Genomic DNA, 1,697 nt, shown 5'->3' with positions numbered 1-1,697 from the left:
CGGCGGACGAGTCGCCCTGGCCCAGGGCCGGGACCTGTTCGAGGCCGCCGCGGACCAGTTCACCGCCGACCACAGCCCGCTGGACTGGGTCGCCGTCCTGCTGGCCCGGCCGGATCAGGACACCCCCCTGCTCTCGCTGGCCCAGGCCGAGACCCTGACCCGCGAACCCGGCCTCATGTTGGGCGCGATGGCGCGCGAACGGCGGATGGCCGCCGAGGCGCGGCTGGCCGAAGCCATGGGCGATGTCGAAGCCATAACGGGCATGGAGGCCGCGATCCGCCGCCGGCTGGCCGCGGGCGGCCCGGTGCAGCCCCTGTCCTGGGCCGCGGATCAGATCGGCATGGCCCACATGGCTTGCGCCCGGGCCCGGATGACCGGCCTCGAGCCCCACGCCGTCGGCATGATTCTGTCCGAGGCGATGCTGACCGCCCGCGAGCAGGGAGCTTCGGCCCTGGCTCGGCGCGCGGCCGGGCCGCGCCCCGCGTGGCGGCGATCTAGCCGCCGGGCAAACTAGCCGCCGAGAGCCACGAAGGGGCCGTTGGCGTAGCAGGGCTTGCCGTAGCGCAGAGGGGCTCCGTCCTCCGCCATGACACGCCCGCCCGCGGCCTCCAGCACCGCCTGGCCGGCGGCTGTGTCCCATTCCGACGTCGGGCCCGTGCGCGGATAGGCGTCGAACCGCCCCTCGGCGATCAGGCAGAATTTCAGCGACGAATCCGTGCCCTGCCACTGGACGCAGCCGTGACGCGAGGCCAGGCGCTGAGCCTCCTCGTCGGTCATGCTGTGGCTCAAGAGCGCGGTCGGCGACGCTGGCCGCTCGCGCACCTTGATCGACTGCCACGCCTCGCCGAAGCGGCGGCGGAACGCGCCTGCGCCAGGCGCGCCGCTGCGCCAAGTGACCTGGGTCGCCGGCGCCGTCACCACCCCGGCCACCGGGGCGTCACCGTGGATCAGGGCGATGTTGACCGTGAAGCTCTCGCGGCCCTCGATGAAGCCGCGGGTGCCGTCCAGCGGATCGATCAGCCAGTACCAGTCGCCTAGGCTTTCGGGCGCCTCGCCGGCCGCCACCTGCTCTTCGGCGACGGCCTGCGCCTCGGGATAGAGCGCCGCCAGCCGCGCCAGGATCAGCGCCTCGGCCTCGCGGTCGGCCTGGGTCACGGGGCTGGCGTCCGCCTTGGCCTCGGCCACCACGCCCGAACGCCAGTAGGGCAGGATCACACGGGCGGCGTCCTCGGCGATGTCGGACAGCGCCTCGGCAAGGGCGCCCGAGGTCAGGTCGGCGGTCAATCGGCTGCTCATGGCCGCTCCGATAGAGCATCCGGGCGGTTTGAAGAAACGGCAAATCAGGGCAGCGTCCGACCTTCCTCGCTTCCGTGACCCGCAAGACTCCATGACCGACGCCGCGCCGCCTTCAGCCCTGCCCGACGGCCAGGCCCTCGCCGCCCTGGTGGCGGGCAAGCTGTGCCACGACTTCATCAGCCCCGCGGGCGCGATCAGCTCCGGCCTGGACCTGCTGAAGGACCCCTCGGCCCAGGACATGCGCGACGACGCCATGGGCCTGATCGAGGCCAGCGCCAAGAAGATGGTCGCCCTGGTCGCCTTCGCCCGCGTCGCCTTCGGGGCCGCGACCTCGGCGGAGCGCTTCTCCGGGGCGCCGACCTGGGCGAACTGGTCGCCGGCCTGACCGAGGGCGGCCGGGC

The 1,697-nt window shown here is 73.4% G+C and carries 2 protein-coding genes and 1 pseudogene; 2 read left to right on the top strand and 1 reads right to left on the bottom strand.

Annotated elements, in window-relative coordinates; all coding sequences use genetic code 11:
• Positions 1-514, top strand: a pseudogene (locus AC2W7C_RS17590) (hypothetical protein); the annotation flags it as partial.
• On the opposite strand, the gene cysQ reads toward AC2W7C_RS17590, so the two are convergent.
• Positions 511-1,296 (bottom strand): 3'(2'),5'-bisphosphate nucleotidase CysQ, encoded by a 786-nt coding sequence (gene cysQ / locus AC2W7C_RS17585; RefSeq protein ID WP_486002525.1) that lies wholly within the window; start codon positions 1,294-1,296, stop codon positions 511-513. The pseudogene AC2W7C_RS17590 and the gene cysQ sit on opposite strands and share 4 nt — an antisense overlap.
• A 91-nt stretch (positions 1,297-1,387) precedes the next feature.
• Between cysQ and AC2W7C_RS17580 the strand changes: the two genes are divergently transcribed.
• Entirely contained in the window at positions 1,388-1,681 is a 294-nt protein-coding gene (locus AC2W7C_RS17580) for a hypothetical protein (RefSeq protein WP_486002524.1), read from the top strand.
• Positions 1,682-1,697 lie beyond the last annotated feature (16 nt).

This window comes from Brevundimonas sp. CURTG3B2_SDJG (genome assembly GCF_057364705.1).
This window is presented reverse-complemented; position numbering and strand designations above follow the sequence as displayed.